Source organism: Streptomyces odontomachicola (assembly GCF_039605595.1).
Lineage (GTDB): Bacteria > Actinomycetota > Actinomycetes > Streptomycetales > Streptomycetaceae > Streptomyces.
Map to the genome: position 1 here is coordinate 1 of NZ_JBCFOK010000031.1, position 13,493 is coordinate 13,493.

Sequence of the window (13,493 nt, forward strand, 5' to 3'; positions counted from 1 at the left end):
CGCTGCGCGGCGGCCCCCCCCCCCCCGCCGTGCCCGCGGCTCCGCTGGGGGGCCCGGGCCCCCCCCCCCCCACCCCTCAACGATGTTCGCGGAGAACCGCGCGGAACGCTCTGGGCGTTACTCCTTGGAGAGGTTCGTCCCGCCCCCACCGGTCGCGGACTCCACCGGAGGCGCGTCCGGCAGCGCGGACTTCTCCTCGCCGCGGAAGGTGAAGGTCTTCTCCTCACCCTCTCCCTCGGTGTCGACCACCACGATGTGACCGGGCCGCAGCTCCCCGAACAGGATCTTCTCGGACAGCACGTCCTCGATCTCCCGCTGGATCGTCCGGCGCAGCGGCCGGGCGCCCATGACCGGGTCGTAGCCCCGCTTGGCCAGCAGCTCCTTGGAGTCCGTGGACAGCTCGATGCCCATGTCCCGGTCCTTCAGCCGCTCGTCCACCTGCGCGATCATCAGGTCGACGATCCGGATGATGTCGTCCTGCGTGAGCTGGTGGAAGACCACGGTGTCATCGACACGGTTCAGGAACTCGGGGCGGAAGTGCTGCTTCAGCTCGTCGTTGACCTTCGCCTTCATCCGGTCGTATCCCGCGCGGGTGTCGCCCTGGCCGGCGAAGCCGAGGTTGAAGCCCTTGGAGATGTCCCGGGTGCCGAGGTTGGTGGTCATGATGATGACGGTGTTCTTGAAGTCCACCTCGCGGCCCTGGGAGTCGGTCAGGCGACCGTCCTCCAGGATCTGCAGCAGCGAGTTGAAGATGTCCGGGTGAGCCTTCTCGACCTCGTCGAAGAGGACCACGGAGAACGGCTTGCGGCGCACCTTCTCGGTGAGCTGGCCGCCCTCCTCGTACCCGACGTAGCCGGGGGGCGAGCCGAACAGCCGCGAGACGGTGTGCTTCTCGCTGAACTCCGACATGTCGAGGGAGATCAGCGCGTCCTCGTCGCCGAAGAGGAACTCGGCGAGCGTCTTGGACAGCTCCGTCTTACCGACACCGGACGGGCCGGCGAAGATGAACGAACCGCCGGGCCGCTTCGGGTCCTTGAGGCCCGCACGGGTGCGCCGGATGGCCTGCGAGAGCGCCTTGATGGCGTCCTCCTGGCCGATGACGCGCTTGTGCAGCTCGTCCTCCATGCGCAGCAGCCGCGAGGACTCCTCCTCGGTCAGCTTGAAGACCGGGATGCCGGTGGACGTGGCGAGGACCTCGGCGATCAGCTCCTCGTCGACCTCGGCGACGACGTCCATGTCGCCGGCCTTCCACTCCTTCTCCCGCTTGGCCTTCTGCGCGAGGAGCTGCTTCTCGTTGTCACGCAGCGAGGCGGCCTTCTCGAAGTCCTGCGAGTCGATCGCGGACTCCTTGTCCCGGCGGACGTTGGCGATCTTCTCGTCGAACTCGCGGAGGTCCGGCGGCGCGGTCATCCGGCGGATGCGCATCCGGGAGCCGGCCTCGTCGATGAGGTCGATGGCCTTGTCCGGCAGATACCTGTCGGAGATGTACCGGTCCGCGAGCGTCGCGGCGCCGACCAGGGCCGCGTCGGTGATGGAGACGCGGTGGTGCGCCTCGTACCGGTCGCGGAGGCCCTTGAGGATCTCGATGGTGTGCGGCAGCGACGGCTCGGCGACCTGGATGGGCTGGAAGCGGCGCTCGAGGGCCGCGTCCTTCTCCAGGTGCTTGCGGTACTCATCCAGGGTGGTGGCACCGATGGTCTGCAGCTCGCCGCGGGCCAGCATCGGCTTGAGGATGCTCGCCGCGTCGATCGCGCCCTCGGCGGCACCCGCGCCGACCAGGGTGTGCAGCTCGTCGATGAACAGGATGATGTCGCCGCGCGTGCGGATCTCCTTGAGCACCTTCTTCAGGCGCTCCTCGAAGTCACCGCGGTAGCGCGAGCCGGCGACCAGGGCGCCCAGGTCGAGGGTGTAGAGGTGCTTGTCCTTGAGGGTCTCGGGCACCTCGCCCTTGACGATCGCCTGCGCCAGGCCCTCGACGACCGCCGTCTTGCCGACGCCGGGCTCGCCGATGAGGACCGGGTTGTTCTTCGTACGGCGCGAGAGCACCTGCATGACCCGCTCGATCTCCTGCTCGCGCCCGATGACCGGGTCGAGCTTGGACTCGCGGGCCGCCTGCGTGAGGTTGCGGCCGAACTGGTCCAGGACAAGGGAGGTCGAGGGCGTGCCCTCGGCGGGGCCGCCCGCGGTGGCCGCCTCCTTGCCGCCGGAGTAACCGGAGAGCAGCTGGATGACCTGCTGCCGCACCCGGTTGAGGTCGGCGCCCAGCTTCACCAGGACCTGGGCGGCGACGCCCTCGCCCTCGCGGATCAGGCCGAGCAGGATGTGCTCCGTGCCGATGTAGTTGTGGCCGAGCTGAAGGGCCTCGCGGAGCGACAGCTCCAGGACCTTCTTCGCACGGGGGGTGAAGGGGATGTGGCCGGAGGGGGCCTGCTGCCCCTGGCCGATGATCTCCTCCACCTGCTGGCGGACCGCCTCGAGCGAAATCCCGAGGCTCTCCAGTGCCTTAGCGGCGACACCTTCACCTTCGTGGATCAGGCCCAGAAGGATGTGCTCGGTGCCGATGTAGTTGTGGTTGAGCATCCGGGCTTCTTCCTGAGCCAGGACGACAACCCGCCGCGCGCGGTCGGTGAACCTCTCGAACATCGTTAATCGCTCCTCAGAGCGGTCAGGCAGTGAGGGGACGCTCCCCTCTCTGTCCTTCCGCAGCTTAGTCCCGCGAGCGGGGACCGCTCATTCCAACTGCCGACACCCGGGAACATCCTCAGGAACGTCCCCCGGAGCTTCCTCTCACCTGTGGGAAGCACGCGAGCTGCACTTTTCCTGCCCCAGACGGCCGACAACAGTTCCAACCCGATGGTGCGAGACGATGTTCCCGCAGGCCAGGCGTATCGGCCCAGAACCCCTACGCCGACGGCGAACACCCGCATGACCACCGGTCCCACGCGCTCGTCCGTACCTGACATCGCCGGTTCACACCCCCGTTCCACTAGGGACTTCTTACCCGTTGGGACTGACAGTCCATGCCGGGCGCGCCCCATGGGGAAAGCCTCATCCGCTCTTGGCGAACAGCCTTGCGCGACGGCCAGGCCACGACGGTCCGGTACGGGATGTGTGCACAGCGTGTCCTCCGGGTGCACATGTTGCGCACTCGGCACCACATGACGTCACGCGATCTCAACACCGCGTAACCCACAGGGGGTTCGGGAGTTGCTCCGGGCATGACCTTCGCGATTCCCCGTCCCAGGAATCCCGGCGCCCGCGGCGAGCACGGCGGGCCGCCCGACGAGCTGGAGCTCCCCGCCGACGCCGGGCTCGCGCTGCTGCGGCGCGGCGTGCGCACCGGGCCCGTCGCGTACGACAGGGCGCGCAGGCGGTGCAGGCTGCTGGTGCCCGAGGGCACGGCCGACGAACTGCCGGGGCTGCTGGCGTGGCTGGAGTGGGAAGGAGTGGAGCTGGAACTCACGGCCCGCTCTCCCTATATCCCCCGGGAGACCGCAGTGTGGCTACGGCCTCCCGGGCGGGTATTCGGCGCGGACCGCGTCGATCTCGTACGGCTGGTGAGCGCGGCGGCCACGGAATGCCACCGCGCGATGCTGTCCCGTACGGCGCGGACTCTCCCGGCGAATCAGCCGTTGGCCTTCTCGTAGGCCTCACGGATATTGGCCGGAACGCGACCCCGGTCATTGACCTCGTAACCCTGCTCCTTGGCCCAGGCGCGGATCTTCGCGGTGTCCTGGCTGCTGCCGCCGCCGCTGGCGGAGGTGGAACGGCCCTTTCCGCGCTGCGAACGCCCGCCGGTGCGGCGGCCCTTCGCGACATAGGGCTCCAGGGCGCTCCGGAGCTTGTCCGCGTTCGCGGTGGTGAGGTCGATCTCGTAGGTCTTGCCGTCCAGTGCGAACGTCACCGTCTCATCCGCCTCGCCGCCGTCGAGGTCGTCGAGGAGAAGGACCTGAACCTTCTGAGCCACAGGGCACTCCCATTCGTCATCGATAAGTGATTACGGATACTGCCGACGAAAGCAAACCGCTTTTCCCGGAGAAACACAAACCCTTGGAGAAGTTTGCCCGGCAGGCTCTCGGGATTGGCGGGATGATTCGGACATAGTGCGCACTGATTGAGAGGAACGTTCCGCGTGGACGGACCTCTCAGAGATGCAGCAGCATGCGAGTGTTACCCAAGGTGTTGGGCTTCACTCGTTCGAGACCGAGGAACTCGGCAACGCCCTCGTCATAGGAACGCAGCAGCTCACTGTAGACATCGCCGTCGACCGGCGTCTCACCGATCTCGGTGAACCCGTGCTTGGCGAAGAAGTCGACTTCGAAGGTGAGACAGAAAATGCGCCGCACACCCAGCCAGCGCGCGGTGCGCACCAGCTTCTCCAGGAGCTGATGCCCCACTCCGGTGCCCCGCTGAGCAGGGTGTACGGCGAGCGTACGGACCTCGGCGAGGTCCTCCCACATCACATGGAGCGCGCCGCAGGCGACCACTTCGGCGTCGTGATCGCGTTCCGCGACCCAGAACTCCTGGATGTCCTCGTAAAGCGTCACGGTGGCTTTGTCGAGCAGGATGCTGTCGCGCGCGTAGGAGTCGATGAGGCGCCGCACCGCGCGCACATCGGCGGTGCGGGCGCGGCGTACAGTGACTTCCTGGAGGGCTCTCTCGGCGCGGTGCGGCATGAACGGACGCTATCGCCCCGTACCGCCGGGGTGCTGCTCGGGGGAGTCGACGCTCACGCCGCCGAGCTGTACGACGCGGAGGGCGTCGCGTACCGCGTCGGCCTGTTCGGCGGAGAGGCGGCCGAAGAACTCCACGAGGGCCGCAGCGAGGTTGTCGCTCGCCGCCCAGGCTTCCTTCATGAGGGCGGCGGAGTAGGCGGCGCGCGTGGCGACCGCTTCATATCGATAGGCGCGGCCTTCTTGTTCGCGCCTGAGCCAGCCCTTCTGATGCAGGTTGTCCATCACGGTCATCACCGTGGTGTAGGCGATGGACCGTTCTTCCTTCAGATCCTCCAGGACTTCTCGCACGGTGACGGGGCGGTTCCACTGCCATACCCGCGTCATTACGGCGTCTTCCAAGTCTCCCAATGGCCGTGGCACACGGAGAACAATAGTCGGAGATGTCCTGGTTGCCGCCCGGTCGAGGCGGGAATCAGGGAGGTTTTCCGATCAGTGGCCCGCCTTCAGGCGTCCTGCTTCTTCTGCCCGCCTGCCTGCGCGCGGGCGAACGCGGCGTCGACCGCGGCGTCTTCCTTGCTCTTGTTCGCGCCGCCCTGGCTCTTCACGATGGTCCTGATGAGCAGGGTGAAAGCGACGGCCATCACCACGGGCGGCGTCAGTGCGGAGATGTAATCCAAGAGTCTCGGCCTCCTCGGCGAACAGGCCCCCAGCCTAACGCCGTGCCCGGCGCGCCCCGAGGGGGCCGCCGGGCACACACGTACGACTCGGCCGACGTACGGCTCAGGGGGCTCAGGCCGAGAGCGCCCCGTCCGACGGCGGCGCGGGACGGCGGCGCGGCGGGAACACCTCGGCGGGCGTCGGCACCGGCCGGGACGGCGCAGGCGCGCGGGACGGTCCGGGCGCCGGGCCGCGCTTGGGCTCGGCGCGCCGCTCGGGCTCGCGCTCCGGTTCGCCCTCCTCCCCCTCGTCCCGCTGGGCGCCGCACTCGGGGGCGCGGCGGTCCTCGGCGCCCGTGCGGCCGCCGGGGAGCAGCAGGAGCTGGGCGCGCAGGGCCTGTTCGGCGAGCCGCTCGCAGCGGCGCAGGAGGGCCGAGCGGCGGTCCCGCTCGGCCTCGCCGGCCGCCTCGGAGGCGAGCGTGCGGAGCACCGCGAGATCCTCGGGGCCCGGCAGGTAGCCGGTGGCGAGGGCGTCCTCCAGGCGGCCGAGGAAGCCGGCGGCGGAGCCGGGCAGCGCGTCCCGGTAGCGGGCGAGGTCGGCGAGGAGGAAGGCGCGGAGCCTGTCGGCCTCACCCGCCGTCTCGTCCACGGCGTCGGCGAGGCGGGTGTACTCCTCCGCCCCGTGCGAGGGGGCGGATCCTGGCAGTACGGCGGCGGCGAGAGCGCCTCTGAGCACACGCAGCTCGTCCGCGCTGAACGCCATGCCGCCCTGGGAACCGTATGGCGTAGGCATGCACCGAAGGTAGAAGCAGCGCGAGCTAAATGTGCTTATCGCCCGTTTTTACGGCGTGGCGCGAATCCACCCGAATTGCCCGCCGCCGCCCCTTCGGTGCACCCGTCGCCGCCCTTCGGTGCCCCTCCGGGCAGCCCCGTCGGGTGCTCCCTCAGCTCCGGCTCACGTTCAGCTCCGGCTCACGTTCCGCTCGTAGACCAGGCGCAGGCCGATCAGGGTCAGCCAGGGCTCGTGCTCGTCGATCGCGGCGGACTCGCCCAGCACCATCGGCGAGAGACCTCCGGTGGCGATCACCGTCACGTCGTCGGGGCTGTCGGGGGACAGCTCCCTGGCGATGCGCTCCACCACGCCGTCGACCTGGCCCGCGAAGCCGTAGAGGATCCCGGACTGCATGGCCTCCACGGTGTTCTTGCCGACCACGCTGCGCGGCTTGGCGAGTTCGATCTTGCGGAGCTGGGCGCCCTTCACGCCCAGCGCCTCGACCGAGATCTCGATGCCGGGGGCGATCACGCCGCCCACGTACTCGCCGCGCGCGGAGACCGCGTCGAAGGTGGTGGCGGTGCCGAAGTCGACGACCACGCACGGGCCGCCGTACAGCTCGACCGCCGCCAGCGCGTTGATGATCCGGTCGGCGCCGACCTCCTTGGGGTTGTCCATCAGGATCGGCACCCCGGTCTTCACCCCCGGCTCCACCAGCACGGCGGGGATGTCCCCGTAATAGCGGCGGGTCACCTCGCGCAGCTCGTGCAGCACCGAGGGCACGGTCGAACAGATCGCGATGCCCTCGATGTTGTCCCCGAGCTCCTCGCCGAGCAGCGGGTGCATGCCCATCAGGCCCTGGAGCAGCACGGCGAGTTCGTCGGCGGTGCGGCGCGCGTCGGTGGAGATGCGCCAGTGCTCGACGATCTCCTCGCCGTCGAAGAGGCCGAGGACGGTGTGGGTGTTGCCCACGTCGATGGTGAGCAGCATCAGGCGTCGGCCTCCCCGGAGTTCGCGCCGCCCGAGCCGATGTCCTCGCGGAAGTCCAGGCCGATGTCGAGGACCGGCGCGGAGTGGGTGAGGGCGCCGACCGCGAGGTAGTCGACGCCGGCGGCCGCGTACGCCGCCGCGGTCTCCAGGGTGAGGCCGCCGGAGGACTCCAGGCGGGCGCGGCCCGCGACCAGGCGCACGGCCTCGGCCGTCTGCTCCGGCGTGAAGTTGTCCAGCAGGATCAGGTCGGCGCCCTCGGCGAGCACCGGCTCGATCTGCTCGACGGTGTCCACCTCGGCCTCGATCGGCACGTCCGGGAACTCCTCGCGGACCAGCCGGAACGCCTCGGCCAGACCGCCCGCGGCGACCACGTGGTTGTCCTTGATCAGCGCGGCGTCGGACAGCGACATGCGGTGGTTGACGCCGCCGCCGCAGCGCACCGCGTACTTCTCCAGCGCGCGCAGGCCAGGGGTCGTCTTGCGGGTGTCGCGCACACGGGTGCCGGCCGTACCCGTACCCGCCGCGTCCAGGATGTCCGCCCAGCGGCGGGTGGCGGTGGCGATGCCGGAGAGGTGGCAGAGCAGGTTGAGGGCGCTGCGCTCGCCTGTCAGCAGGTCGCGGGCGCGGGTCACGACGGTCAGCAGCTTCTGCCCCGGCACGACGCGGTCGCCGTCCTCCGCGTGCCGCTCGACCTCCACGTCGTCGGTGCACACCACCGACAGCACCGCCTCGGCGACCCGCAGCCCCGCGACCACGCCCTCCTGGCGCGCGGTGAAGTCGGCGGTGGCGACCGCCTCTTCGGGGATCGTCGCGACGGTGGTGACGTCCACGCCGCGGTCCAGGTCCTCCTCGATGGCGAGGTGCGCGATGTCCTCGACCTGTACGGGGTCGAGGCCGGCCTCGGAGAGCAGCGCGGCGAGGTCCGGGTCGAGGCCGCACTCCAGCGGGTCCAGCTCGTCGTGCGCGTCGCCGCAGCCGCAGGCGTCGCCGCAGCCGCCGCCTCCGGTGCCGCCCGGCGGGCCGCCGATCTGGAGCAGGGGGACCTCGACGGGCTCCGGCCTGCCGTCCTCGGGGCCGGGGGTGGGGCTGCTCACGGTGTCTCCTCGGGTGCGTCCGCTCTCACGGGAGGGAAAGCGGTGGTGTCGGTCGTACGGATGTGCAGTGTGCGGTCCCCGTCGCGGGACCCGCTGCCGCCGGATTCGCCGCCGGGCCCGCCTGCGCCCAGCGTCACCACGAGGTGGCGGCTCCATGCGGCGTCGTCGCGCTCGGGGCGGTCCTCGCGCCAGTGGCAGCCGCGGGTCTCCTCGCGGCGCAGCGCGGCGGCGGCGAGCACCCGGGCCACCAGGTGCAGGTTGGCGGTCTCCCAGGTGTCCACGCCCGGTTCGGCCGTCTTGCCGTCGTGCAGCTCCGGCAGCGCGCCGAGCCGCGCGACGGCCTCGTCCAGGCTGCGCGCCGAGCGCAGCACGCCGGCGCCCGCCGTCATGATCCGCTGGATGTCCGCGCGGGCCTCGGGCGGCAGGAGGGGCGCGGCGTACGGGGGCCGAGGCGCGGCGACCTGCTCCCCGGCCTCGGCGTGCTCCCCGCGCGCGGCGTGGGCCCCACCCGCGGCATGCCCCTTGACGTGCCCGGTCACATGCCCGGTCACATGCCCGGTCACGTGCTCCGCGATCCGCTCGGCGAAGACCAGGCCCTCCAACAGGCTGTTGGACGCGAGGCGGTTGGCGCCGTGCACGCCCGTGCAGGCGACCTCGCCGCACGCGTACAGGCCCGGCACGGTGGTGCGGCCGCGCAGATCCGTACGCACGCCGCCGCTCGCGTAATGGGCGGCCGGGGCGACCGGTACGGGCTCGGTCACGGGGTCGATGCCGTGCGCGCGGCAGGCGGCGAGGATGGTCGGGAAGCGCTCGGCCCACATGGCGGCGCCGAAGTGCCGGCCGTCCAAGTACATGTGGTCCGCGCCCTGTTCGGCGGCGCGGCGCATGATGCCCTTGGCGACGATGTCGCGGGGCGCGAGCTCGCCGAGTTCGTGCTGCCCGAGCATGAAGCGCACGCCGTCGGCGTCCACCAGGTGCGCGCCCTCGCCGCGTACCGCCTCGGAGATGAGCGGCTGCTGGCCCTCGGCCTCGGGCCCCAGGTAGAGCACCGTCGGGTGGAACTGCACGAATTCGAGGTCGGACACCTCGGCGCCGGCCCGCAGCGCGAGCGCGACCCCGTCGCCGGTGGACACCGCCGGGTTGGTGGTCGCGGCGAACACCTGGCCCATGCCGCCGGTGGCCAGCACGACGTGCGGCGCGTGCACGGCGCCGACCCCGTCGTGCGCGCCCTCGCCCATGACGTGCAGGGTGACGCCCGCTGTGTGTCCAGCGGGGTCCTTGAGCAGGTCGAGGACCAGGGCGTTCTCGACCGTGCGGATGCCCGCCTCCTGCACGGCGCGCACCAGCGCGCGGGAGATCTCGGCGCCGGTGGCGTCGCCGCCCGCGTGCGCGATGCGGCGCCTGTGGTGGCCGCCCTCCCTGGTGAGCTGGATGCCGCCGGTGTCCGGGTCGGTGTCGAAGCGCGCGCCGGCGCCGATCAGCCGCCGCACCGCGTCCGGGCCCTCGGTGACCAGGGCGCGCACCGCCTCCTCGTCGCAGAGCCCGGCGCCCGCCACGAGGGTGTCCTCGAAGTGCTGGTCAGGGGTGTCGCCCTCGCCGAGCGCCGCCGCTATGCCGCCCTGCGCCCAGCGGGTCGAACCGTCGTCGAGACGCGCCTTGGTGACCACGACCGTGGACAGTCCCGCGGCCGCGCTGCGCAGCGCCACGGTGAGCCCAGCGACGCCCGAGCCGACCACGACGACGTCGGCCCCGATGCCCCATCCTGGCGCGGGCGCGGGCAACGCACCGGCGGGCGTGCGCGGTTGTGCGGTCATGCGGTGCCTCCGTGTTCGTCTCCGTACGGGGGTCCGTACGGGAGTCCGTACGCGGGCCCGTACGGGGAGCCGTACGTGGTCCCGTACTCGGCCCCGTACGCGGCTCCGTGCTCGGGAAGGGGAGCCCGGCGGTACCTCATCGGCCCGCGGCCGTGGAGCGGTCGAAGTGGAGCGGGAGGTTGTCGATGAGGCGGGTGCCGCCCACCCGGGCCGCCAGGGCCAGGATCGCGTCGCCCGTGAAGTCGTCGGGGACCTCGGTGAAGTCCGCCGGATCCACCAGCGCCACGTAGTCCAGCCGCAGCGGCGGGTCCAGGCGCGACGCCTGGGCGAGCACCACCCGCGCCGCCTCCCGTACGGTCGCCGGGCAGCGGGCCATCGAACCCGCCGAACCCGCCACCGCGTGCGCGTCGGCCGAGGCGCGGGGCTCGCCGATCTCGGCCAGCGCGGCGGCGCGCGCCGAGGAGGCGCCGGCGGCCGAGGCGCGGGCGTGCAGCGCCGCCTCGGCCGCGAGGCGGTCGCGGGCGGCGAAGAGCGCGCGGGAGAGGGCGAGCGCCGTGGTGCGCTCCGCCTCGGAGAGGTAGCGGTTGCGGCTGGAGAGAGCGAGCCCGTCGCGCTCCCGCACGGTGGGCACCGCGACGATCTCCACGGGGAAGTTCAGGTCCCGCACCATGCGCCGTACGAGGGCGAGTTGCTGCGCGTCCTTCTGGCCGAAGAACGCCGCGTCGGGCGCGGTGAGGTGCAGCAGCTTGGCGACCACGGTGAGCACGCCGTCGAAGTGCCCCGGCCGCGAGGCCCCTTCGAGGCGTTCGCCCATCGGCCCGGCGGCGATCCGCACCTGGGGCTCGCCGCCCGGGTAGACCTCCTCGGCGGAGGGCGCGAAGACGGTGTCGGCGCCCGACTCGGCGGCGACCCGCAGGTCGGCGTCGAGGGTGCGCGGATAGCGGTCCAGGTCCTCGCCGGGCCCGAACTGGAGCGGATTGACGAAGACCGTCACCACCACCTGGCCGTCCTCGCCGACCCGCTCCCTGGCCGCCCGCACCAGCGCCGCGTGGCCCTCGTGCAGCGCGCCCATGGTCATCACGACGGCCCGCTCGGCGCCCGCCGCGCGCGGCTGCGCGCGCAGTTCGGCGCCGGTGCGGGCGATGCGTATCCCGCTGACGCCCCGTGAGCCGTTCCCCGCGGTGCTCCCGGCGGTGCTCCCGCCGGCCTGCTCGCCCGCGGTGTCCCTGTGCGTGTTCGTGTCGACGCTCATGCGCGGCCACCGCCCTCCTCCTCGGCGAGCACGCCGAGCAGCGGTTCTGCGGCCTCGGCCGTCAACTGGCCGCTGTCCAGGGCCCGGTCGGCGGTCGTACGGGCCATCGCGAGGTATCCCGCGACGGCCTGCGGCGCGTGCTTGCGCAGCTCGGTGACGTGCGCGGCGACGGTGCCCGCGTCGCCCCTGGCCACCGGGCCGGTCAGGGCCGCGTCGCCGGAGCGCAGCGAGTTGTCCAGCGCGGCGCCGAGCAGCGGCCCGAGCATCCGGTCGGGCGCCGAGACGCCGGAGGCACGGAGCAGGTCCATGGACTGGGCGACCAGGGTGACCAGGTGGTTGGCGCCGATGGCGAGGGCCGCGTGATACAGCGGGCGCGCCTCCTCGGCGATCCATTCCGGTTCGCCGCCCATCTCGATCACCAACGCCTCGGCGGCGAGCCGGAGTTCCTCGGGCGCGGTCACGCCGAACGAGCAGCCCGCCAGCCGCTGTACGTCGACCGGCGTGCCCGTGAAGGTCATCACCGGGTGCAGCGCGAGCGGCAGCGCACCGGCGCGCAGGGCCGGTTCGAGCACCCCGGCGCCGTACCGCCCCGAGGTGTGCGCGACGAGCTGGCCGGGGCGGAACGCGCCGGTGTCGGCCAGCCCCGCGATCAGCCCGGGCAGGGCGTCGTCGGGCACGGTGAGCAGCGCGAGGTCGGCGCGGGCCAGCACCTCGGGCGGATCGAGCAGGGGCACCCCGGGCAGCAGCGCCTCGGCGCGGCTGCGGGAGCGCTCGGAGACCCCGGACGCGGCGACGGGGCGGTGGCCCGCCATCTTCAGCGCGGCGGCGAGCGCGGGTCCGACCCGGCCCGTGCCGACGACGCCGACGCTCAGCCGTGCCGGGCGGTCCTCGGCGCGCGCGGGGTGTTCTGGACGTTCTGGGTGCTGTGCTTCCACGAGCGCGGATCGCCTTCCGTTTCCGTTCCAGTCCTCGCGGCGAGGTACCGGACGTACTGCCTTCCCCGGGCGGCCCCGGGCACGGCCATGCTAAGCCCTGCCCCGCCGACGGCGCGGGGGCCCGAGCGTGACCTGTGGGTTCGCCGCTCGCGCGGGCGCGAGGGCTCAGGCCCCGGCCTCTCCGACCCACTGCCGGAGCCAGCCGAAGGCGCCGAGTCCCGCCGGGTCGGTGAGCTCGGCGGCCTCTCCGGCCGAGCTCAACGCCCGTACGTATCCGGCCGGATCGGACGAGGCGAGGGACAGCGGCGGCCGCCCGCCCTCGACGCCCAGCGCGCGCAGGGCCTCGCGCTGCGAAACCAGCTCGGTGCGGACCGTGCGCCCCGAAGCGGAAGCCCCCGAAGTCCCCAAAGTCCCCGCATCCTCCACGGCCCGCTCCGCCGCCTCCGCGCACGCGTCCAGCGCCACATGCGCCGTGATGTCGCAACCGCCGTCCGGTACGGGGTCCACCTCGCGGCCCGCGCGGAAGCCGGTGAGGGTGCCCCACAGGGGGCGCGCCCCGCGTGCGTGCGCGTAGTCGACGGCCACCGCCAGGCCGCGGTCCAGCGCGGACACCGCCGCCGCCCATGCCTCGTCGCGCGGCCGCCCGATCTCGGCGCGCAGGCCCTCCTCGCCGCGCCCCTCCTCGCCGCCCAGCGGCCACCAGCGCGCGAGCCACTCCGCGTCCTCGGACGGCAGCGGGCCGCCGAGGCGCTCGGAGCCGTCCGCCGCCACCAGCACCTGCCGGGGCGTGCCCTCGCCGTCCGTCTCCGCGACGTCGACGGGCACGTTGTCCAGCCACTCGTTGGCGAACAGCAGCCCGGTGAGGCCGCACTCCGGCAGCTCGTCGGTCCAGCGCACCCGCGCGTCCAGCCCGGCGGGACGAGGGGCCCGCTCGACCCCGTACGCGTGTACACGCGCAGCGACCTCGGGGGGCAGCGCGGCGAGCACCCCGGCGAGGAGTTCGCCACGCCCGGCGCCGACGTCGACGCACGCCAGTTCCTCGGGCCGGCCGAGGCGCTCGTCCACGTCGGCCAGCAGCCGGGCCACCGCGCCGGCGAAGAGCGGCGAGGCGTGCACCGAGGTGCGGAAATGGGCGGCGGGCTCCTCCCGTACGAAGAAGCCGCCGGGGCCGTACAGGGCGCGCTCGGCGGCCGTGCGCCAGGTCGTGCGGGAGGCCGCTCCGAGGGCCGCGTGCGCGCTCTTCGTCTCGCTGTTCTCCACCCCCGTCACGCTACGTGCGGACCCGGCTCCTCCACCTTGGGGAG

The 13,493-nt window shown here is 72.5% G+C and carries 13 protein-coding genes; 1 reads left to right on the forward strand and 12 read right to left on the reverse strand.

The features are described 5' to 3' along the window. Positions 1-117: 117 nt before the first annotated feature. Entirely contained in the window at positions 118-2,643 is a 2,526-nt protein-coding gene (locus ABEE00_RS34600) for an ATP-dependent Clp protease ATP-binding subunit (RefSeq protein ID WP_345749775.1), read from the reverse strand. Positions 2,644-3,218: 575 nt separating this feature from the next. On the opposite strand from ABEE00_RS34600, the gene ABEE00_RS34605 reads away from it, so the two are divergent. Next, on the forward strand, positions 3,219-3,647 hold the full coding sequence (locus ABEE00_RS34605; protein ID WP_345749776.1) for a hypothetical protein: 429 nt from the start codon (positions 3,219-3,221) through the stop codon (positions 3,645-3,647). Here the strand turns inward: ABEE00_RS34605 and ABEE00_RS34610 are convergent. The 11 genes from ABEE00_RS34610 to ABEE00_RS34660 all read right to left on the reverse strand — a co-directional run bounded on the left by ABEE00_RS34610 (position 3,626) and on the right by ABEE00_RS34660 (position 13,449). Further along, positions 3,626-3,967 carry a histone-like nucleoid-structuring protein Lsr2 gene (locus ABEE00_RS34610; protein ID WP_345749777.1) on the reverse strand — a complete coding sequence of 114 codons (342 nt, stop codon included), beginning with the start codon at positions 3,965-3,967 and terminating at the stop codon, positions 3,626-3,628. The genes ABEE00_RS34605 and ABEE00_RS34610 overlap by 22 nt on opposite strands. A gap of 178 nt (positions 3,968-4,145) precedes the next feature. Continuing rightward, positions 4,146-4,676: an amino-acid N-acetyltransferase gene (locus ABEE00_RS34615; RefSeq protein WP_345749778.1), complete on the reverse strand. Its 531-nt coding sequence runs from the start codon at positions 4,674-4,676 to the stop codon at positions 4,146-4,148. A gap of 9 nt (positions 4,677-4,685) precedes the next feature. Beyond that, positions 4,686-5,096, reverse strand: a complete 411-nt coding sequence (locus tag ABEE00_RS34620; protein ID WP_345749779.1) for a BlaI/MecI/CopY family transcriptional regulator — start codon at positions 5,094-5,096, stop codon at positions 4,686-4,688. Between the two features lie 83 nt (positions 5,097-5,179). Continuing rightward, complete coding sequence (locus ABEE00_RS34625; RefSeq protein ID WP_345749780.1) at positions 5,180-5,353, reverse strand: hypothetical protein; 174 nt, start codon at positions 5,351-5,353, stop codon at positions 5,180-5,182. A 112-nt stretch (positions 5,354-5,465) separates the two neighbouring features. Next, on the reverse strand, positions 5,466-6,125 hold the full coding sequence (locus ABEE00_RS34630; RefSeq protein WP_345749781.1) for a hypothetical protein: 660 nt from the start codon (positions 6,123-6,125) through the stop codon (positions 5,466-5,468). A gap of 168 nt (positions 6,126-6,293) precedes the next feature. Beyond that, complete coding sequence (locus ABEE00_RS34635; protein WP_345749782.1) at positions 6,294-7,094, reverse strand: type III pantothenate kinase; 801 nt, start codon at positions 7,092-7,094, stop codon at positions 6,294-6,296. Then, positions 7,094-8,188 (reverse strand): carboxylating nicotinate-nucleotide diphosphorylase, encoded by a 1,095-nt coding sequence (nadC, locus tag ABEE00_RS34640; RefSeq protein ID WP_345749783.1) that lies wholly within the window; start codon positions 8,186-8,188, stop codon positions 7,094-7,096. The genes ABEE00_RS34635 and nadC overlap by 1 nt, the downstream gene beginning before the upstream one ends. After that, positions 8,185-10,002: an L-aspartate oxidase gene (locus ABEE00_RS34645; RefSeq protein WP_345749784.1), complete on the reverse strand. Its 1,818-nt coding sequence runs from the start codon at positions 10,000-10,002 to the stop codon at positions 8,185-8,187. Before ABEE00_RS34645 ends, nadC begins: the two co-directional genes overlap by 4 nt. 136 nt (positions 10,003-10,138) lie before the next feature. After that, positions 10,139-11,254, reverse strand: coding sequence for a pantoate--beta-alanine ligase (gene panC / locus ABEE00_RS34650; RefSeq protein ID WP_345749785.1), 1,116 nt, complete (start codon positions 11,252-11,254; stop codon positions 10,139-10,141). After that, positions 11,251-12,189 carry a Rossmann-like and DUF2520 domain-containing protein gene (locus ABEE00_RS34655; RefSeq protein WP_345749786.1) on the reverse strand — a complete coding sequence of 313 codons (939 nt, stop codon included), beginning with the start codon at positions 12,187-12,189 and terminating at the stop codon, positions 11,251-11,253. Before ABEE00_RS34655 ends, panC begins: the two co-directional genes overlap by 4 nt. Before the next feature lie 165 nt (positions 12,190-12,354). Continuing rightward, positions 12,355-13,449: an SAM-dependent methyltransferase gene (locus ABEE00_RS34660; protein WP_345749787.1), complete on the reverse strand. Its 1,095-nt coding sequence runs from the start codon at positions 13,447-13,449 to the stop codon at positions 12,355-12,357. Positions 13,450-13,493: the final 44 nt, after the last annotated feature.